The following is an 18,294-nucleotide window of genomic DNA, read 5'->3' as shown; positions in this document are numbered from 1 at the left end:
CGTACCGGCCCTGGCCGGCGCGCGGCATCGGCGCGGCCCTTCGCCCGGCGGGATATCCCGGCGGATGATTTGGACCCGCGACGCGACTGCGGGCAGGCCGCCCCGCCTTTCGGGCGGGAAGGCACGGCCTTTTCACCGGCGCTCCGGCGCCGATCTCGCAGATAAAGGTGCCCGAGCATGACCGACACCCCGCCGATGGGTTCCCCCACCCGCGCGCCCGCTCCCAAGGGAGCCACGGGCGTTCTCGTCCTGGCCGATGGGTCGGTCTTCTGGGGACGCGGTGTCGGCGCCGTGGGCCACAGTGTGGGTGAGGTGTGCTTCAACACCTCCCTGACGGGCTATCAGGAAATCCTGACCGACCCGTCCTATGCCGGTCAGATCATCACCTTCACCTTCCCCCATATCGGGAATGTCGGCACCAACCCGGAAGATATCGAGACGGTGACGCCGGTGGCGCGCGGTCTGATCATCAAGGCCGACATCACCGAGCCCGCCAACTGGCGCGCCACCCAGCATCTGGATGCCTGGCTGAAAAGCCATAATCTGGTCGGCCTGTCGGGTATCGACACCCGCCGCCTGACCCGCCGCATCCGTGACAATGGCGCGCCCAACGGCGTGATCGCCCATTCGCCCGATGGCGTGTTCGATATCGACGCCCTGGTAAAGATCGCCAAGGAATGGCCTGGCCTGGAAGGCATGGATCTGGCCAAGGAAGTCACGACCCGCCAGACCTACAGCTGGGATCAGTCGATCTGGTCGCTGAAGGACGGCTACGGCAAGCAGACCGATCCCAAGCACCATGTCGTCGCCATGGATTTCGGTGCCAAGCGCAACATCCTGCGCTGCCTCGCCGCTTCGGGCTGCAAGGTGACGGTGGTGCCCGCCACCACCACGGCGGAGGAAATCCTGGCGCTGAACCCCGACGGCATCTTCCTGTCCAATGGCCCTGGCGACCCGGCGGCCACGGGTGAATATGCCGTGCCGACCATCGCGCGGCTGGTGGATAGCGGCAAGGCCGTGTTCGGCATCTGCCTGGGTCACCAGATGCTGGCCCTGGCGCTGGGCGGGCGCACCGTCAAGATGGACAAGGGCCATCGTGGCGCCAACCATCCGGTGAAGGATATCGCGTCGGGCGTGGTGGAGATCACCAGCCAGAATCACGGCTTCGTCGTCCTGCGCGAAAGCCTGCCGGAAGAGGTAGAGGTCACCCACGTCTCCCTGTTCGACGGCACGAATGAAGGTATCCGCCTGTCGGGCCGTCCCGTCTTCTCGGTTCAGTACCATCCCGAAGCCAGCCCCGGCCCGGAGGATAGCCACTATCTGTTCGACCGGTTCATCGCCGCCATCGAAGGGCGGTATTGAGGTGACAACCGATCTGGGCCATATCCGTCTTGGTGAATGGGACCGCCCTTCCGGCATGCCGGAGGGGGTGGCCGGACTGGTCGCCAGCTGGCCGGTCATCAACCGCTCCCCCGGTGGGGAGGCGTTCCTGGATGGCAGCGGCCTGATCCGCGTCAGTGACGTCTGGAACCTGCCCAACGGCGCCTTCCCGACCGACCGGCCCCTCGATATCCATGCCGGCTGGGCCGTGGCCCGGCTGGTCGATACGGTGTGGAAGCTGATCGAGGTGGCGCCCGCCCATCCGCGTGATGCCGGCCGTGCGCTTTTGCGCGACCGGGCCGAACGGCTTCTGCATGGCCGCCGCTGGACCGGTGGCGATCTGGAGGCGCTGGACAGCCTGCTCAAGGCCGCTCCCGTGTCACAGGCCGCATTCCTGGCCGCCGATGCGGGCCGTGAACGCGCCCTGAAATCACTGATCAAGCTGCGGTTGGCCTTTGTGGCCGATGGCTTCCACCCTGCCCTGCCCGCCCCGGTCGCCGATCTTCTGGCCGGCGGTCCTGTCCTGTGGCTGGATGCCGATGCACAGGAAGTGGCCGAACAGGTGATGGCGCATAGCCGCCGCCGCATGGAAGTGTCGGCCAAGCGTGTGGCGCGCGATGACAAGCAGCGCGGGGCGGACCTGAAGGACAGCATTGCCGAGGCCGTGAGGGCCGTGTTCCCCGGCATGCCGGAGGACGTGTCCCTGTCGGTGGCGGCCCGTCTGGCCCCCGCCGCCATCAAGCTGGGCCGGCGTCCCGGCACCCAGGCCATTGTCGATTGCACCGCCGAAATCCGCCTGGACCGCTGGCGTCAGGTGATCATCGGCGATCCGCGCGTGTCGGCCCGTCTGGCGGCCATGCAGGCCAAGGGCGACAATAACCGCGCCCGCAAACGCTACCGCGACCAACGCGCCCTGGAACAGGTCGCCGAAGAGATCGCCCGCTGGCGCGGTGATCTGGAGCCGGTGACCTCGCGCTGGCTCGGCGACGCCGTATAACGGGCGTCACCGCCCCAACACTTGCTTGCCCGTCACCGGATCATCGGTGATCAACCCATCCACGCCCCAGTTGATCAGCCGCTTCATATCGGCGGGATCATTGACGGTCCAAGGGATGACCTTCAGGCCCAGCCCCTGCGCTTCGCGAACCAGTTCCGGTGTCAGGTTCAGGTGGTAGGGCGACCAGACCGTCCCCCCCGCCGCCTTGATCGCCGCCGGCAGGCTGCCGCCATGGCGCACAGGATCAAAGCCGGCGGTCCAGGGGCTGATGCTCTCCATCGACACATTGCTTTCTTCCGGATCGATGATGGTCAGATAGGCGGTGGCGATCTCCGGCGCGATGCGCCGCACTGCCTGCAAGGTGCGCCAGTCAAAGCTCTGGATTGTCACGCGGTCGCTCAGGCCCGCGTCGCGGACCTGCCGCACCAACAGGGCGGCAAATGTTTCGGGATCGATACTATCGCCGGGATTGGTCGGATCGATTTTCGTTTCGATGTTAAAACGAACCCTGCTATCTGACCGCTTCTTCACAAGATCGAACAGGGAAGCCAAGGTGGGCACGCCCGTGCCATCCATCGGCATCTGGCGCGCAAACCGCTTGGCATAGGGGCTGTCGGGCCGGATGCGCCCGACGTCAATGGTCTGCACCTCCCCCAGGGTCAGGCTGTGCCAGGTCGGCTGCGGCCCTTCCACCCACTGACCATGGCGTCGGGCCAGATTGGCATCCACATGCCGGTCATGGGCGATGATCAGGACGCCATCCTTGGTGACGCCCGTATCCAGCTCCAGCGTATCGACGCCTAAGTCCAGCGACCGCTCAAAGGCTGGCAACGTGTTCTCCGGCCACAGGGCCCGTCCGCCGCGATGGGCCTGAAGATCAAAGGCAGCAGCCGGAAAAGCGGTCAGAATTAAGGGGATCAGCGGGGCGAAAAGGCGCATATCGACATCCGTTCTTTCGGTCTGCTACGGACCATAGGGCGGATGCGTTACGGTTTCATGGCAAGGAGTTCATGGCAGAGTGATCGACATTCCATGCCGTTCGCGTGCCATCAGACAGGCCTCGTCCCCCGCAACGCAATCGTGACAGACGATGGGACGGTCGGCATAGATGGTACAGGCCACATGCTCCCCCACCGTGCCCGACAGGGCGGCACAGCGTTCCCCGGTCCAGCGCATGCCCGATCCGTCTGGCGCCACCATCGCCTCTGGGATGCGGGCAATGTCGGCATCCTCCTCCAGTGAGAAGCGCGGCCAGTCGGCGGCATAGGCGCAGCAGGCCCCGCATTCCTGGCAGGCGAAGGGGGGTGGGTCTGGTTGCTGGTCCACGGGTGCCGCCATGAAAGGGGGATGCCGGTTTGTGACCGACGCCGGCCCGCTTGGCAAGGGAACATGCTCTGCTATACAGGGTGCCACGCCCCAAGGAACATGCCCATGCTGGAAATCTACGTCGATGCCGATGCCTGCCCCGTGAAGGAGGAGACGTTCCGCGTCGCCGAACGCTATGGCATGGCGGTGCATCTGGTCGCAAATGGCCCGCTACGGGTGCCGCCGGGCGGGCTGGTACGGATGGTTGTCGTTTCCGACGGGTTCGATGCCGCCGATAACTGGATCGCGGAGAAATGCGGACCGGGCGACATCGTGGTGACCGCCGATATCCAGCTTGCCAAGCGCTGCCTGGACGCTGGGGCCAAGGTCTTGGGCAATAACGGGCGGCCCTTCACCGCTGCCAATATCGGCTCTGCCCTGGCGTCCCGCGCCCTGATGCAGGATCTGCGCGACATGGGCGTGGTTCAGGGTGGCAACGCCCCCATGACCAAGGCCGACAAGAGCAAGTTCCTTCAGGAACTGGACAAGATGGCGAACGAGGTCAAGCGGGGCCGGTGAGCGCCCGTATTATAGATACCGCGCCCGCAGATGCGCCTTGAAGATGCCGGCATCCAGCGGCTTGCCCGTGGCGCGGATCAGGATGTCGCGGGCTGACAGGTACCGGCCCCAGCGATGCACATTATCGCCCAGCCACGCCACCAGATCGCGGAAATCCCCGCGCCCGATCTGATCGGGCAGGTCCGGGATAGCGCCTGAGGCGGCCTGGAAAAGCTGTGCCGCCATCATCGCACCCAGCGTATAGGTGGGGAAATAGCCCCAGGCCCCGCTGGGCCAATGGATATCCTGCAAACAGCCCTGGGCCAGATCGGGCGGCGTGATGCCCAGCAGGTCGCGCATGCCCTGGTTCCAAGCCTCGGGCAAATCACTCAGTTCCATCCGCCCCTCAATCAGCGCCTGTTCCAGACGCCAGCGCAGGATGACATGGGCGGGATAGGTGACCTCATCCGCATCGACGCGGCTAAAGGTGCGTTCCACCCGGCGGAAGCGGCGGCGCAGGTTCTCCGCCGACCAGGCATCGCCCTCGCGGTCAAAGGCCTCCGCCAGTTGCGGGGCCAGCCATTCCAGGAAGCGCGGATGCCTTCCCACCTGCATGTCGAAGGTCAGGCTCTGGCTTTCATGTACGCCAAGACCACGTGCTTGCCCCACAGGCTGCGACGCCCAGGCGGCGGGACGGCCCATCTCATAGAGCGCGTGGCCCGCCTCATGCAGGCCGGATTTCAGCGACTTGAAGAAATTGTCGGGGTCCAGGCGGGTGGTGATGCGCACATCGCCCGTGGCACCGCCACAAAACGCGTGCAGCGATTGATCGACGCGGCCCGCGAAGCCCAGGATCCCGGCCAGCTTCTGCACCAGGGCGCGCTGCGCCTCCACCGGGAACGGGCCTTCAAAGGGTTCGGCCTTGGGTTCACCCGCCTGCGCCGCCTCAACCTCTGCCAGGAATCCCGGCAGGAACGCAGCGTAATCATCGAAGACGGGGCCAAAGTCCGCAACGCGGCTGCCCGGCTCATACAGCTCATGCAGCGCGTCATAAAGACCGCAATTCAGCACGGCGGCATTGGCCGCCGCAATCTCCCGCTGATGGTTCAACACCTTTTGCAGGTACGGCAGCAGCAGGGCAAAGTCATTCTCCGCCTTGGCCGTGCGCCAGACCATCTCGCATCGGGCAGCATCGCGGGCGTTGGCTTCCACCAGATCGGCGGGCACGGCGGTGGCCAGCAGATGCTCCCGCCGCATCTCCGTCAGATTGGCGCGCTGCCAGTCATCCAGATGCTCGGCATCGGATTCGGCCCGGTCCAGCCAGTCGGCCACCGCCGGGTCCATCAGCGCGCCATGGATGGCCCCTTCCAATGCCGCTACCTGATCGGCGCGGGCGGGTGATGCCGCCGCCGGCATCATGGTCCGGCTATCCCAGTTCAAAATGCCCAAGGCCCCCTGCAACCCAGCGCGGCGGGCGAAATGCTTTTCCAGGGCGGCATAGGCGGACAGATTCATGGTTCTTCCCGGCGGCGGAAACTGGCGGCGATGAACACGCCGACCAGGGTCAGGGCCAGCCCGTACCAGGTCAGCGCGTAAGAGAGATGGTCATTCTTAAGGGCGACGATGGTACGCCCGCCGATGGGCAACCCGCCAGGGTTGGCGGTGGCATCGGCCTGCAGGACCAAGGGAGACATTCGCTCGACCCCGGAAATACCGGCCAGTGCCTGCATATCCAGCCAGAAGAAGGTGCGGGATGCTGTGTCATTATCGGGCTGCATGAAGGCCCGGTCCTGCGGCACGCGGGCAATCGCGCTGATGGTGACACTGCCTTCCACCTGCCCCGACGCGCGGGTGGCCGGATCACGCTTTTCCAGCGGCACCCAGCCGCGATCAATCAGTACGATACCGGCCCCGTCATCACGGACCAGCGGCGTCAGGACATGCACGCCCTGTTCCTGCCTGCCATCGGGGCGGGGATACAGGCGGGGGCCTATGTAGACTTCCTTGTCATGCAGGAACCGCCCCGTGACCTGCACGCGGACATAGTCCCAATCGGCGGCCCGGTCGATGCTGGCGGGCAGTTCCACCGGGTCGGCGGCCAAACCGGCCTCAACCCGCTTAATCAGATCGGTTTTCCAGTCCAGCCGCTCCACCTGCCAGGTCCCCAGACCCAACAGGATGGCGAGCGCGATGAAGGCGGCGATGGAGGGGATCAGGCGCGGCCGGAATTGACGGCGGGCGATGGCGGACATGGGTTTCAGCCCTCCCCGCCCTCATCCTGATCCTCGCCGAACTGATCCCGGCGATAACGGTACTGGGCGGCAATGGTCAGCGCCTTGGCCGGGCGCATGAGGCCCAGCGTGGTGCCAATGATGATCGGCCCCCAGAGCAGCAGCAGGACCCAGAGCGGCCAATCGACCTTCAAGGCGAAGATCAGGGCGGCAGGCACGAGCGTGAAGCCCAGGATGAAGATCAGAAAAACAGCCGGGCCGTCCCCGCTGTCGGCGGCGGCCACATCAAGGCCACATACCGGACAGCGATCGACGACCCGCATAAAGCCCTTGAACAGGGCACCCTGGCCGCAGCGTGGGCAGCGGCACCGCAAACCCACGCTGAGCAGGGAGGATGGCGTCTCCGTCACGGGGATAACCCCGCCCCGGATCAGTGAGCGACCCAGGCCCCGCCGGCACCCCACCAGTAGATGGAGATGAACAGGAACAGCCAGACCACGTCCACGAAGTGCCAGTACCAGGCGGCGGCTTCAAAACCGAAATGGCTTTCGGCGGTGAAGTGGCCCTTCTTGGTGCGGAAGTAGCAGACGGCCAGGAAAATTGTCCCGATCAACACGTGGAAACCGTGGAAGCCGGTCGCCATGAAGAAGGCCGAGGAATAGACATTGGCGCCGAAGCCGAAAGCGGCATGGCTGTATTCATAGGCCTGGAAACCGGAGAAGATCACGCCCAGCAGGACGGTGATGCCCAGAGCCTTTGCGGCCTCCTGCATCTTGCCTTCCACCATCGCGTGGTGCGCCCAGGTCACGGTGGTGCCGGACAGCAGCAGGATGACCGTCATCAGGAACGGCAGGTCGAACGGGTTGAAGGGAACGGTGCCCTTCGGCGGCCACACGCCGCCATTCGCTTCAACGCGGGCAAACTGGATGGCCTCGTTATGGAAGATCGAGGCATCAAAGAAGGCCCAGAAGAAGGCAGAGAAGAACATCACTTCCGACGCGATGAACAGCGACATGCCATAGCGCAGGCCGATCTTCACAACGGGGGAATGGGCCTTCTCGACCACCGATTCCTTAACAATGTCGCGCCACCAGCCGAACATGCAGGCCAGCACGGCCAGCAGACCGGCGGCCAGCAGGTACCAGCCATGGCCATGGAACTTCAGCACCAAGCCCGTCGCCAGCGTACCGGCGGCGAACGAACTCAGCAGGGGCCAGGGGCTCGGATTGACCAGGTGGTAGGGCTGCGGAATGCCATCCCCGGTATTGCCGCCACCGATATGGGCGTTGACGTCAGCCATCTCTCTTTTCCCTCAAACCAAGGAACTTTGGATCATACGTGACTTGCGGGACCAGATCTTACGACCTGTTCCCCGGGGCAGCACCGGGGTTCGATTTGTCGACCGAACCTTGTGCATTCCCTTGGTAATCCTTCCCATCCGCGCCGTCCAGTGGTCCGGCTGCCGCACCCTTCCCCGGGGTGGGCAGTGCCGCACTCTGATCAGCCGCGCGGAAGAAGGTATAGGACAGCGTGATGGTCTTCACATCGGCCATTTCCGGGTCGTCGGCCATGGCCGGATCGACATAGAAATTGACCGGCATGTCGATCGACTGTCCGGGTTCCAGCTTCTGCTCTGTAAAGCAGAAGCACTGAATCTTGTTGAAATACTGCCCCGCCTTTTCCGGCGTGACATTATAGGTCGCGGTGCCGATAACGGCACGGTTTTCCAGGTTCTTTGCCCGATAGGCGATGGTCATCGCCTCGCCCACATGCACATCGACGGCATGCGTGTCGGGCTTGAACTCCCAGTTGATGGAATTGTTCACGTCGGCATTGAACCGCACCGTGACCACCCGCTCCAGCGCCTTTTCAGGCACCTTCTGTGCCACCATTGTCGTGCCGCCAAAGCCCGTGACCCGACAGAACAGATCGTAAAGCGGGACAGAGGCAAAGGACAGGCCGACCATGCCTGCGACAACCACGCCCAGCTTCACCGCCGTGCGTGCATTGCGACGGCCCAGATCCTGGGGATTGATCGGCTCACGGCTCATGGAAACGTCCCTCCGCTCATCCGCACCATGGCCACCACATAGATGATGGCAACGAAGGCAAACAGTGCCGCCAGAACCGCGAGGTTCTTGCCGCGCTGGCGGCGGTGCAGCTCGGTATCGCCGCCATGCTTGCGGGCCGGGCCCTGGTTCTGCTGTTCGGTCATGGCAATACCTCCCCTTCTCACGCTGCCAGATGTTCGCCGATCAGGATCGCGAACAGCAGGAACAGGTAGAGGATGGAAAAGGCGAACATGCGCTTGGCGGGCTTGTGATCCTCGCTGCGCAGCACCTGCACCGCATAGGCGACAAAAGCCAGACCCAGGATGATCGAGCCTGCCAGATAGGTCAGGCCACCAATCCCCAGGAAATAGGGACTGATCGCCAGCGGCAGCAGGATCAGCGTGTAGATCAGCATCTGCTTCTTCGTCTCACGCTCACCGGCGACGACGGGCAGCATCGGCACACCAGCATGCTGGTAATCCAGCTTGCGGAAGATGGCCAGCGCCCAGAAATGCGGCGGGGTCCAGAAGAAGATCAGAGAGAACAGTACGATGGAAGCGAGGGACACATCACCCGTCACGGCGGCCCAGCCGATCATCGGGGGGAAAGCCCCGGCGGCGCCGCCAATGACGATGTTCTGCGGCGTCCGGCGTTTCAGCCACATCGTATAAATGAAGATATAGAAACCCGACGCCAGGGCCAGCAGGCCGGCGGCCACCCAGTTCAGGGCCAAGCCCATCAGGGTGACGGACGCAATGGTCAGAATGATGCCGAAAGCCAGCGCCTCATCGGCGGGGACCAGCCCCTGCGGGATCGGCCGCTTGGCGGTCCGTTCCATCATCGCGTCGATATCGCGGTCATACCACATGTTGATGGCACCGGCGGCACCCGAGGCCAGCGCGATGCACAGCACGGCGACCAGGGTCAGAACCGGATGCAGATGGCCGGGAGCCACCACCATGCCGGCGAAACCGGAAAAAACGACCAGCGACATGACGCGCGGCTTCAGCAGTGCCACATAGTCGCGCACCGTGCCGCTCGACGCCTGACTGTCCATGATCTCGGGGGCGATCACGCTGTCGGTCATGATGATGGTCTCTTCACACGCTCAAAAAAAAGAAACTGAACACGAAGGTACTTGGCAAAACCGCGCGGCGGTCGCCCGCCGCGCGGCATTTGCATGAGAAGCAGAGGGATGGTTGCCCCCTGCCCTGCTTACTTGATCTTCGGCAGGGTCTCGAACTGGTGGAACGGCGGCGGGGAGGACAGGGTCCATTCCAGGGTCGTACCACCGGTCTGCCAGTAATCACCCTCAGCCTTGCGACCAAACAGCAGCGTGTAGATAGCCATCACGCAGAAGAAGATGGTCGAGCCGAAGGAGATATAGGCACCGTAAGAAGAGATCATGTTCCAGAAGTGCAGCGCGTCCGGATAGTCGGGCATGCGGCGGGCCATACCGGCCAGGCCCAGGAAGTGCTGCGGGAAGAAGATCATGTTGACGCCGACGAAGGTCGTCCAGAAGTGCAGGTGACCTGCCCATTCCGGATGGAGGCGACCCGACATCTTGCCGACCCAGTAATAGTAACCGGCGAAGATGGCGAACACGGCACCCAGCGACAGCACATAGTGGAAATGCGCCACCACATAGTAGGTGTCGTGCATGGCGATATCCATGCCGCCATTGGCCAGCACCACGCCCGTCACACCACCGATGGTGAACAGGAAGATAAAGCCGATCGCCCAGACCATCGGCACCTTGAACTCAATGGAGCCGCCCCACATGGTGGCGATCCAGGAGAAGATCTTCACGCCCGTCGGCACGGCGATGATCATGGTGGCGGCGGTGAAGTAGGCGCGGGTATCAACCGACAGGCCGACCGTGAACATGTGGTGGGCCCACACGATGAAGCCGACGACGCCGATGGCGACCATGGCATAGGCCATGCCCAGATAACCGAACACCGGCTTCTTGGAGAAGGTCGAGATGATGTGGGAGATGATGCCGAAGGCCGGCAGAATCATGATGTACACTTCGGGGTGACCGAAGAACCAGAACAGGTGCTGGAACAGGATCGGGTCACCACCGCCGGCCGGATTGAAGAAATCCGTGCCGAAGTTACGGTCGGTCAGCAGCATGGTGATGGCGCCGCCCAGGACGGGCACGGCCAGCAGCAGCAGGAACGCGGTCACCAGCATGGCCCAGACGAACAGCGGCATCTTGTGCAGCGTCATGCCCGGAGCGCGCATGTTGAAGATGGTGGTGATGAAGTTCACCGCACCCAGGATCGACGACGCACCGGCCAGATGCAGGGCGAAGATCGCCATATCGACCGACGGGCCGCTATGGCCATATTCCGACGACGACAGGGGCGGATACACGGTCCAGCCCGTGCCGGCGCCGGGGCCGACAAAGGCGGAACCCAGCAGCAGCAGGAAGGCCGGAACCACCAGCCAGAAGCTGATATTGTTCAGGCGCGGGAAGGCCATGTCAGGCGCGCCGACCATCAGCGGCACAAACCAGTTGCCAAAACCGCCGATCAGGGCGGGCATGACCACGAAGAACACCATGATCAGGCCGTGGGCCGTGATGAACACGTTCCACTGCTGACCGCTGTCAGCGCCGAACGCCATCATGTACTGGATGCCCGGATCCTGCAGCTCAAGGCGCATGATCACGGAGAACAGGCCGCCGATGAGGCCCGCCAGCACCGAGAAATACAGATAAAGCGTGCCAATGTCCTTGTGGTTCGTCGAGAACAACCAGCGCTTCACAAAGCCAGGCTTGTGATCGTGGTGATCGTGGGCGTGCGCCCCGGTGACAGCACCCATGGTATTACCCTCTCTTCCGAACCGTTACTGCGCGGTCGCTTCAGCGACCTGACGCGGCGCGGAGCCATTGCTGTTGAAGGCCTGCTTCTGCTGGCCCAGCCATTCCTGGAAGCGCTCCTTGGACACGGCCTCGACGGCGATCGGCATATAGCCATGGCCGGTGCCGCAGATTTCGGAGCACTGTCCGTAATACACACCCTCACGGGTGACGTTGAACCAGGTCTCGTTCAGGCGGCCCGGCATCGCGTCCTTCTTCACGCCCAGGGCGGGAATGGCGAAGGAATGGATGACGTCGGCGCCTGTGACCAGGACCCGCACATCGACGCCGACCGGCACGATGATGCGGTTGTCAACTTCCAGCAGGCGCAGCTGGCCCGGCTGGATCTCATTGTCGGGGATCATCCGCGACTCGAAGGACAGGCCCTCATGGTCGGGATATTCAAAGCTCCAGTACCACTGGTGGCCCGTGATCTTGACCGTCAGTTCCGGGTTAGGCGCCTTGTCCATGTAGTACAGGACGCGGAAAGACGGGATGGCGATCAGCAGCAGGATCAGAACGGGGATACCCGTCCAGGCCACTTCCAGCCAGGTGTGGTGCGTCGTGGTCGACGGCACCGGGTTCGCCCGCTTGTTGAAGCGGATCATCACATAGAGCAGCAGCAGGGTAACGAACACGGCGATAGCGATGATCGTCCACAGCAGGATGTTGTGGAAATCATGCAGCCGCTCCATCACGGGCGAGGCCGCTTCCTGAAGACCCAATTGCTTGGGCTGCGGCGCACCGACGGCCTTCGCCGCCTCCTGCGCCAAGGCCGAGCCCCCGACCATCGCGCTGACAAACAGGGCCGTCACAGCGGCGCCGATCTTGCTTACAGACATCCCTTACCACTCTCGTCGTTGCCGGAGGTTGTCCCCCCGCTTGAGCCAGCCGGACCGCCCGCCCATCCCCTCCACCACCCGCCAATGGCGGTGGGCGGGAAAGTCGCGGCGTGACGCAGACCCGGAACGGATCAAACCGTTTCGGCGGGACACTACACGCGCGTGGGGCTCACGAACAACATATGCGCCACCAGGATGGGGCGCACATATCGTCGCAGACCATACAGGCAAGCACCCACAAACGGCAAGATCGTCCGCCATCTCTGGCCTGCAAGGCCGGTGGTCATTGCGTCGCAGGGGGCCAAGGGATTGATCTGGCGCATGGCGCGGCCCGCCAGCCTTGCCACGGCGGCGCGGCATCGCCATTCTGACGAGAGACTCCAATCCGTTGCCAAGGAAGGCTGCGCGCCATGTCGCTTCTGTCCCAGACCGATGAAATCTTCTTCAATCAGGCCGGCCTTGATCTGGGCCGCACCGGTGGGCTGGTCGGCAATGCGCTGCGCGGTGCCGATGATGGCGAGCTTTTCCTGGAATATGCGCAGAGCGAGAGCTTCGCCTGGGACGATGGCAAGCTGAAGAGCGCGTCGTTCGACACCAGCCAGGGATTCGGCCTGCGCGCTGTCGCGGACGAGGCGACCGGCTATGCCCACGCCTCCGTCCTGACTGAAGACGCGATCCGCCGCGCGGGCGACACCGTCCGCGCCGTCCATGCCGGCCACAGCGGTATGATGGCAGAGGCCCCCATCGGCACCAACCGTCTGCTCTATGCCTCCGACAATCCCTTGGTCCTGGTACCGTTTGAGGCGAAGGTGAAGCTGCTGGAGCAGATTGACGCCTATGCCCGCGCCAAGGACGCCCGCGTGCGTCAGGTCTCTGCCTCCCTCTCCGGCGAATGGCAGGCCGTGCAGGTCATCCGCGCCGATGGCAGCCGCGTGGCTGATATCCGTCCCCTGGTCCGACTGAACGTTTCGGTCGTCGTGGCGGAAGGTGACCGTATGGAGTCGGGCAGCCACGGTGCCGGTGGCCGGCGCACCTATCAGCAGTTCCTGGAGCCGGACGTCTGGCAGGGCTATGTTGATGAGGCGCTGCGCGGTGCCCTGATCAATCTCGGCTCCATCGAGGCACCAGCCGGGGAGATGCCGGTGGTCCTCGGCCCCGGCTGGTGCGGTATCCTGCTGCATGAGGCTATCGGCCATGGGCTGGAGGGGGATTTTAACCGCAAACAGACATCGGCCTTCTCCGGCCTGCTGGGCCAGCGGGTCGCCGCCCCCGGCGTGACCGTCGTCGATGATGGTTCTATCGAGGGGCGGCGCGGTTCGATCACCGTGGATGATGAGGGTACGCCCAGCCAATGCACCGTCCTGATCGAGGATGGCATCCTGAAAGGCTATATGCAGGACCGGCTGAATGCCCGGCTGATGGGTGTGAAGCCCACGGGCAATGGTCGCCGCCAGGGGTATGCCCATATGCCCATGCCCCGCATGACCAACACCGTGATGCGCGGCGGCGACAAAAGCCCGGTGGAGATCATCGCGTCGGTCAAACGCGGCATCTTCGCCGCCAATTTCTCCGGCGGTCAGGTTGATATCGTCTCGGGCAAGTTCGTGTTTTCCGCCAGCGAGGCCTATCTGATCGAGGATGGCAAGCTGGGTCCGGCGGTCAAGGGTGCCACCCTGATCGGCAATGGCCCCGACTCGCTGACCAAGGTCACCATGATCGGCAATGACAGTTCCATGGACCCCGGTATCGGTGTCTGCGGCAAAGCCGGCCAGGGCGTGCCCGTCGGCGTCGGCCAGCCCACCCTGCGCATCGACGGCCTGACGGTCGGCGGGACGAAGGCGGCGTGAGGGTTGGTGTTTGTCACCGCCAGATGTTATAATGCGTTCTCTGTGATGGAGGATGATCATGCTGGCGGTGCAATTGCCGGCGGATGTGGAGGAAAGGTTGGCGGCACTGTCCCGTGCGACGGGGCGGCCCGAGACATTTTATGTCCGTGAAGCCATCCTGCAGCATCTGGACGATCTCGAAGACCTCTATCTGGCCGAACAGCGGCTCGCCGCACATCAGGCTGGCCTGTCCAAAAGCCACTCCCTGATAGATGTGGAACGCGAACTTGGTCTGGCAGATTGAGTTCGACGACCCCGCAAAGAAGGAGCTTACAAAGCTCGACCGGGCCGTGGCCCAGCGTATCGTTCGTTTTCTACGTGAACGTCTTTCGGTAATCGATGACCCCCGATCCCTTGGAGAAGCATTGAAGGGATCGAGTCTGGGCGACTTCTGGAAATACCGGGTCGGTGATTATCGCATCATCGCCCAAATCAACGATGGTACCGTGACAATCCTTGTCGTGCGCATCGGCCACCGGGGCGACGTGTATCGATAGCCGAAAACAAAAAAGCCCGCCATATGGCGGGCTTTTTCGTAACGCGAACCGTTGAGCCGCTTAGTGCAGCTTGGACGGCAGTTCGCTGATGGCGGCATCGACCAGCACGCTGTTGCGGGCCTCATCGACATTCTGCACCAGCAGCTTTTCCGTCGCCTGCACAGCAATGTCCACAGCCAGATCACGAACCTGCTGGAGGGCCAGCGCTTCGGCCTGGGCGATCTTGTCGACCGCCTGCTGCTCCCGGCGCTTCAGACCAGCTTCCAGATCGGATGCAGCCTGGGCGCGGATGCGGGCGGCTTCCTCACGGGCCTGGGCGACGATGGCCTCGGCTTCCTTAAGGGCGTCGCGCTGCTTGCGCTGGAACTGCGCCAATGCTGCCTGCGCGTCCTCACGCAGCTTCTGAGCCTGCTCCAGCTCGTCGGCGATGCGCTTGCTGCGGGCGTCAAGACCACCGAGGATGCCCTTGCCGGCAAGGCGGGCAACCACAACGATGAAGATGACGAACGCGACGGCGTACCAGAAAGTGCTGTTCGCAAACATCACGCACGCTCCTTCAGAACGCTATCGACCGCAGCGGCAGCCGCTTCCGGCGACAGATCGGCACCCGACAGGCGGGCAGCGGCTGCCAGGGCAGCTTCGGCGGCGACGCTGCTCAGATTGGACAGCGCTTCCTGCTTAGCGGCCTGGATGCGGGCTTCCGCGTCACGGGTCTTGGCCGCCAGATTGGCACCCAGTTCCGTGTTGCGGCGCGCGGCTTCGGCATCGGAAGCGGCCACACTGGCGGCAATTTCCTTCTGCGCGTTGCCACGGGCTTCCGTCAGGGCCTTTTCATAGGCCTGCATGACGCCCTCAGCTTCGGCTTTCAGGGCCGACGCCTTCTCCAGATCGTTGGAGATCTTCTCCTGGCGGGCTTCCAGCACCTCGGCGACGCGCGGCAGCGCCACCTTGGACATCAGCCAGAACAGCAGGCCGAACGTCACCGCCCACCAGAAAACCTGGGAGGCGAAGCTGTCCGGGTTCAGCTGCGGCAAGCCCTTCTTGGCATGCTCGGCATGCTCGCCCTCGGCAGCGGCCAGGACAGGCGCTGCAAGGACGATGGCCGTGGTCAGCGCCGTCACGGCGCCGGCGCACAGGCGCGAAAAGCGTTCGACAGGCATAGAAGCACCCATTCACTGCTGACCGACCGCCAAGGGCCGGTCACGCCAAATTCCCGTCAGCGCCAGAGGGAAAAGCTCGGAAGTAAGGACCATAGGGCCCATAGAGCGACCGCCGCTGTCGGATTTGATACCCGGCAGCGGCGGTGATCCCGGCGCTGAAGCCCCGGCACCCGAAGGCGCCGGTTCTAAGAAACTGTTCGCTGATTAAGCGAACAGGATCAGGAAGGCGATAACCAGCGCGAACAGACCGGTCGCTTCGGTCAGCGCGAAGCCGATGAAGACGAAGGTCTTGTAGGAGTTCAGAGCGGCCGGGTTACGCGAAGCAGCCTGGTACAGGCCGGAGAACAGGTTACCCAGGCCGATACCAACGCCCAGCAGGGCGAGCATGGCGAGACCGGCACCGATGAACTTTGCGGCTTCAGCTTCCATTTTGAAGTTCCTCTAGGTTGGAAGTGTCTTTTGGATAAGACGGGTTGGACGTTGGAGATGGTTAGTGCATCTCCAGCGCGTCACGCAGGTACACGCAGCTCAGCAGCGCGAAGATGTAGGCCTGAATGCCGGCGACCAGGAATTCCAGGGCGAACAGCGCGACATTCAGGAGAACCGGGAGCATACCGACCGCAGCCATGCCACCACCAGCGGCAACCATCGACACCGTGAAGCCCGCGAAAACCTTCATCATGGTGTGGCCGGCCAGCATGTTGGCGAACAGACGAATGGACAGGCTGATGGGGCGCACAAAATAGGAGATCAGTTCGATGGGAACGATCAGCGGCGCCAGCCACAGCGGCGTGCCATGCGGCAGGAAGAAGTGGAAGAAGTGCAGCCCGTGCTTCACGAAGGCAACGATGGTCACGACCACGAACACGAACAGCGCCATCGCGAAGGTCACGATGATATGGCTGGTGAAAGTGAAGGACCAGGGGATCAGACCCAGGACGTTGCCGAACAGCACGAAGATGAACAGCGAGAAGATGAAGGGGAAGAACTTGCGGGCCTGCGGGCCGGCATTGTCCCGCACCATCTCTGCCACGAACTCATACAGAAGCTCGGCGATGGATTGCAGGCGGCCCGGCACCAGGGCGCGGCCGCGCATCCCGTAAACCAGCAGGAAGGTCGAGGCCACAACGGCAATCACCATCCACAAAGCGGAATTGGTGAAGGACAGATCAAGATTGCCAACCGGCAGGTTGACCAGGCGCTTGATCTCGAATTGCTCCAAAGGACCAGCCACGATGCCCTACTCCCCACCGTCCCGCTTTTGGGACTTGTCGAACCCCGCCGCATACCCCTGACCGGAGGTCAGGCGGTACACATTCATAAATCCGGCGATCGCGCCCAGGAAGATCAGGATGATCATTCCCCAGGGTTTGGTCCCCAGCCACCAGTCAATGCCAAAACCGAGCGCAAGCCCGAACAGCACACCGGCAACCAGTTCCACCCCCACGCGCAGGCCCAGCGCCATGTCTCCGTTCGACACGCCCCCGGCCGGCTGCCCCGGTGGGGCGTCTGGCGGGTCCATGCCGGCATTCCGGCGGGCCTCACGCAGGCGGGCATCCAGTTCGTCCAGCGAAGGGGGCGTGCGCTCATCGGACATGAAGCGGGTCCCTTCCGCCAGAAGTTGGATACCGTGCGAAAGCGGCGGCACCATACGGTTAGCCCCGGATACTGTCAAGGGTAAGGCACCCCTACTTAAGTACCTGAAAATCCTTGATTTCCACCCCGCGCATAGGTCCGATGCCGCAGCGCATCATACCTTTTGCACGCCAAAACGGCATTTTACCCCCCGAAATGCAGGTAACGGCCCCTGTTTCGTTACACGAAAGCCCTATTCAGCGTCCGCGTGACCGGTGGGCATTGATGGCTTCCACCATCTGTTCGGGCGTGCTGTCCTTGGCGAAAACCGTGACGAAGGAACCGTCGGGTGCCAGCAGATAGGCGAAGGTGGAATGGTCCATAAGATATTGCGTCGGATCGGTTTCGCCCTGGGAGCGGGCGTAATAGACGCGGTAGGACTTGGCCACGGCGGCAATCTGTTCGGTGGTTCCCGTCAGGCCGATGATCGACGGATGGAACAGTTTCACATACTCGGCCAGGACAGGGGCCGTATCGCGTTCGGGATCGATGGTGATGAACAGTGGCTGCACATCGGCGCCGGAGTCGCCCATCAGATCCATGGCCTGGGCGATGGTCTGCAATTCGGTGGGGCAGATGTCGGGGCAGAATGTGTAGCCGAAGAAGACCAGCTTGTACTTGCCCGCAAAATCCTGATCGCTGACCACCCGTCCATCATGGGTGGTCAGGGTGAATGGCCCGCCGATGCTGGCCGGTGCCACATTGGTGGCAACACCGCCGGCCTGGCGCTGGTCGTGACGGATGGTCATCCAGGCGATCACCGCCGCCATGATCAGCCCGACCAGCGCCGCCAGCGCCATGCGCACCAACCGTTCCCGCGTCATCAACCCTCTCCCGAAAACCATCAGCAATGATATGGTCACCCATAGACGATGCTTCCACAACT

The 18,294-nt window shown here is 63.4% G+C and carries 23 protein-coding genes; 6 read left to right on the top strand and 17 right to left on the bottom strand.

Annotated elements, in window-relative coordinates; all coding sequences use genetic code 11:
* Positions 1 to 177: 177 nt before the first annotated feature.
* Positions 178 to 1,362 (top strand): glutamine-hydrolyzing carbamoyl-phosphate synthase small subunit, encoded by a 1,185-nt coding sequence (gene carA, locus ABC729_RS03160; RefSeq protein WP_495606204.1) that lies wholly within the window; start codon positions 178 to 180, stop codon positions 1,360 to 1,362.
* A gap of 1 nt (position 1,363) precedes the next feature.
* Positions 1,364 to 2,377, top strand: coding sequence for a hypothetical protein (locus ABC729_RS03155; RefSeq protein ID WP_495606203.1), 1,014 nt, complete (start codon positions 1,364 to 1,366; stop codon positions 2,375 to 2,377).
* A gap of 6 nt (positions 2,378 to 2,383) precedes the next feature.
* On the opposite strand, the gene ABC729_RS03150 is transcribed toward ABC729_RS03155, so the two are convergent.
* Positions 2,384 to 3,316, bottom strand: a complete 933-nt coding sequence (locus ABC729_RS03150) for a glycerophosphodiester phosphodiesterase (protein ID WP_495606202.1) — start codon at positions 3,314 to 3,316, stop codon at positions 2,384 to 2,386.
* 69 nt (positions 3,317 to 3,385) lie between these two features.
* Positions 3,386 to 3,715 carry a YkgJ family cysteine cluster protein gene (locus ABC729_RS03145; protein ID WP_495606201.1) on the bottom strand — a complete coding sequence of 110 codons (330 nt, stop codon included), beginning with the start codon at positions 3,713 to 3,715 and terminating at the stop codon, positions 3,386 to 3,388.
* Between the two features lie 96 nt (positions 3,716 to 3,811).
* Between ABC729_RS03145 and ABC729_RS03140 the strand changes: the two genes are divergently transcribed.
* Positions 3,812 to 4,261: a YaiI/YqxD family protein gene (locus ABC729_RS03140; protein WP_495608631.1), complete on the top strand. Its 450-nt coding sequence runs from the start codon at positions 3,812 to 3,814 to the stop codon at positions 4,259 to 4,261.
* A 9-nt stretch (positions 4,262 to 4,270) separates the two neighbouring features.
* Here ABC729_RS03140 and ABC729_RS03135 read toward each other — a convergent pair whose 3' ends face one another.
* The 9 genes from ABC729_RS03135 to coxB all read right to left on the bottom strand — a co-directional run bounded on the left by ABC729_RS03135 (position 4,271) and on the right by coxB (position 12,230).
* On the bottom strand, positions 4,271 to 5,755 hold the full coding sequence (locus ABC729_RS03135) for a carboxypeptidase M32 (protein WP_495606200.1): 1,485 nt from the start codon (positions 5,753 to 5,755) through the stop codon (positions 4,271 to 4,273).
* Positions 5,752 to 6,492 (bottom strand): SURF1 family protein, encoded by a 741-nt coding sequence (locus ABC729_RS03130; protein WP_495606199.1) that lies wholly within the window; start codon positions 6,490 to 6,492, stop codon positions 5,752 to 5,754. Before ABC729_RS03130 ends, ABC729_RS03135 begins: the two co-directional genes overlap by 4 nt.
* A 5-nt stretch (positions 6,493 to 6,497) precedes the next feature.
* Positions 6,498 to 6,881 (bottom strand): DUF983 domain-containing protein, encoded by a 384-nt coding sequence (locus ABC729_RS03125; RefSeq protein ID WP_495606198.1) that lies wholly within the window; start codon positions 6,879 to 6,881, stop codon positions 6,498 to 6,500.
* Between the two features lie 20 nt (positions 6,882 to 6,901).
* Positions 6,902 to 7,771: a cytochrome c oxidase subunit 3 gene (locus tag ABC729_RS03120; protein ID WP_495606197.1), complete on the bottom strand. Its 870-nt coding sequence runs from the start codon at positions 7,769 to 7,771 to the stop codon at positions 6,902 to 6,904.
* 58 nt (positions 7,772 to 7,829) lie between these two features.
* Complete coding sequence (locus tag ABC729_RS03115) at positions 7,830 to 8,522, bottom strand: cytochrome c oxidase assembly protein (protein WP_495606196.1); 693 nt, start codon at positions 8,520 to 8,522, stop codon at positions 7,830 to 7,832.
* Positions 8,519 to 8,686 carry a cytochrome c oxidase system small membrane protein gene (locus ABC729_RS03110; RefSeq protein WP_495606195.1) on the bottom strand — a complete coding sequence of 56 codons (168 nt, stop codon included), beginning with the start codon at positions 8,684 to 8,686 and terminating at the stop codon, positions 8,519 to 8,521. Before ABC729_RS03110 ends, ABC729_RS03115 begins: the two co-directional genes overlap by 4 nt.
* A gap of 17 nt (positions 8,687 to 8,703) precedes the next feature.
* Positions 8,704 to 9,609, bottom strand: coding sequence for a heme o synthase (gene cyoE, locus ABC729_RS03105; protein ID WP_495606194.1), 906 nt, complete (start codon positions 9,607 to 9,609; stop codon positions 8,704 to 8,706).
* A 128-nt stretch (positions 9,610 to 9,737) separates the two neighbouring features.
* Entirely contained in the window at positions 9,738 to 11,351 is a 1,614-nt protein-coding gene (gene ctaD, locus ABC729_RS03100) for a cytochrome c oxidase subunit I (RefSeq protein ID WP_495606193.1), read from the bottom strand.
* 24 nt (positions 11,352 to 11,375) lie between these two features.
* On the bottom strand, positions 11,376 to 12,230 hold the full coding sequence (gene coxB, locus ABC729_RS03095) for a cytochrome c oxidase subunit II (RefSeq protein WP_495606192.1): 855 nt from the start codon (positions 12,228 to 12,230) through the stop codon (positions 11,376 to 11,378).
* 410 nt (positions 12,231 to 12,640) lie between these two features.
* Between coxB and tldD the strand changes: the two genes are divergently transcribed.
* From tldD to ABC729_RS03080, 3 genes are read left to right on the top strand one after another with little or no spacing between them, the layout of a single operon-like run.
* Positions 12,641 to 14,077, top strand: coding sequence for a metalloprotease TldD (tldD, locus tag ABC729_RS03090; protein WP_495606191.1), 1,437 nt, complete (start codon positions 12,641 to 12,643; stop codon positions 14,075 to 14,077).
* 58 nt (positions 14,078 to 14,135) lie between these two features.
* A complete protein-coding gene (gene relB, locus ABC729_RS03085; protein ID WP_495606190.1) occupies positions 14,136 to 14,360 on the top strand; it encodes a type II toxin-antitoxin system RelB family antitoxin in 225 nt (74 codons plus the stop codon).
* Positions 14,344 to 14,613 carry a type II toxin-antitoxin system RelE family toxin gene (locus ABC729_RS03080; RefSeq protein WP_495606189.1) on the top strand — a complete coding sequence of 90 codons (270 nt, stop codon included), beginning with the start codon at positions 14,344 to 14,346 and terminating at the stop codon, positions 14,611 to 14,613. Before relB ends, ABC729_RS03080 begins: the two co-directional genes overlap by 17 nt.
* A gap of 60 nt (positions 14,614 to 14,673) precedes the next feature.
* Here the strand turns inward: ABC729_RS03080 and ABC729_RS03075 are convergent, their stop codons facing one another.
* The 6 genes from ABC729_RS03075 to ABC729_RS03050 all read right to left on the bottom strand — a co-directional run bounded on the left by ABC729_RS03075 (position 14,674) and on the right by ABC729_RS03050 (position 18,232).
* The gene (locus ABC729_RS03075) at positions 14,674 to 15,156 is read right to left on the bottom strand and encodes a F0F1 ATP synthase subunit B family protein (protein WP_495606188.1); all 483 of its coding nucleotides are present in this window, start codon (positions 15,154 to 15,156) and stop codon (positions 14,674 to 14,676) included.
* Complete coding sequence (locus tag ABC729_RS03070) at positions 15,156 to 15,773, bottom strand: F0F1 ATP synthase subunit B family protein (RefSeq protein WP_495606187.1); 618 nt, start codon at positions 15,771 to 15,773, stop codon at positions 15,156 to 15,158. Before ABC729_RS03070 ends, ABC729_RS03075 begins: the two co-directional genes overlap by 1 nt.
* A 204-nt stretch (positions 15,774 to 15,977) precedes the next feature.
* The gene (locus ABC729_RS03065; RefSeq protein ID WP_102111671.1) at positions 15,978 to 16,202 is read right to left on the bottom strand and encodes a F0F1 ATP synthase subunit C; all 225 of its coding nucleotides are present in this window, start codon (positions 16,200 to 16,202) and stop codon (positions 15,978 to 15,980) included.
* Between the two features lie 61 nt (positions 16,203 to 16,263).
* Complete coding sequence (locus tag ABC729_RS03060) at positions 16,264 to 17,007, bottom strand: F0F1 ATP synthase subunit A (protein ID WP_495606186.1); 744 nt, start codon at positions 17,005 to 17,007, stop codon at positions 16,264 to 16,266.
* A gap of 6 nt (positions 17,008 to 17,013) precedes the next feature.
* Positions 17,014 to 17,370: an AtpZ/AtpI family protein gene (locus tag ABC729_RS03055; RefSeq protein ID WP_495606185.1), complete on the bottom strand. Its 357-nt coding sequence runs from the start codon at positions 17,368 to 17,370 to the stop codon at positions 17,014 to 17,016.
* A gap of 235 nt (positions 17,371 to 17,605) precedes the next feature.
* On the bottom strand, positions 17,606 to 18,232 hold the full coding sequence (locus ABC729_RS03050; protein ID WP_495606184.1) for an SCO family protein: 627 nt from the start codon (positions 18,230 to 18,232) through the stop codon (positions 17,606 to 17,608).
* Positions 18,233 to 18,294: the final 62 nt, after the last annotated feature.

It is taken from the genome of Niveispirillum sp. CC-CTL257 (assembly GCF_059489915.1).
This window is presented reverse-complemented; position numbering and strand designations above follow the sequence as displayed.